Below are 629 nucleotides of genomic sequence, written 5' to 3' on the forward strand. Positions count from 1 at the left end.
GTGACCACYGCAAAGCCGCCCGCCCGCTACGGCGCTATTGGAGGGCGCGCGTGCGGACGGCTTTGCTCTACCGAGCTACACCATCACTGGGGACACGACCGGCAGGCGACCTCGCCGGATTATTTGAGGGACGAAAAAGCTGGGCTGAGGTCAACCCGGATCTAGTAGCCGTCGCAAAGCGACTCCGACGTAGATCACCCAAAGGACATCAACGTTCGTTGCGAGAAATCGCGGCCGAGCTTGCGAAACTGGGCTATCTCAACGAACGCGGGCGCATATTTTCGCCTTCGTCAGTGCAATCGATACTAGCTTAGTCGCCCTTCGAGCCCCCACGTTCGAAATCCTGTGCGCTCCATCCATAATCGGCGAGTTCATAGCGCATGATTCAAGCCGCGGTTTGGGAGCTTGAATCACGGGGGTCTGGCCGAACCCAATGCTCCTAGCCCGGTCCTAGGTTCGGCGCAGAAGCGGACATCAACCAACCGACAAATTCCGCCGAACCCGTCGAGAATGGACCCTGGCTGTGTAGAAACACGAAAGATCGAAACGCGGCGAGAATTACATTCTTCATTTCGTGCTTTAAGTTGAGCGCGCTTGCGAGTTCGGGCGGTAAGAGGGAAGTGGACGAA

1 protein-coding gene is annotated in these 629 nt (G+C 57.5%); it reads right to left on the reverse strand.

The window, feature by feature from the left end:
- Positions 1–439: 439 nt before the first annotated feature.
- Positions 440–629: hypothetical protein (locus tag AC629_RS48085; RefSeq protein WP_210419237.1), on the reverse strand; the 190-nt coding region annotated here is incomplete at its 5' end.

Source organism: Bradyrhizobium sp. NAS80.1 (genome assembly GCF_001908205.1).
Taxonomy (GTDB): Bacteria; Pseudomonadota; Alphaproteobacteria; order Rhizobiales; family Xanthobacteraceae; genus Bradyrhizobium.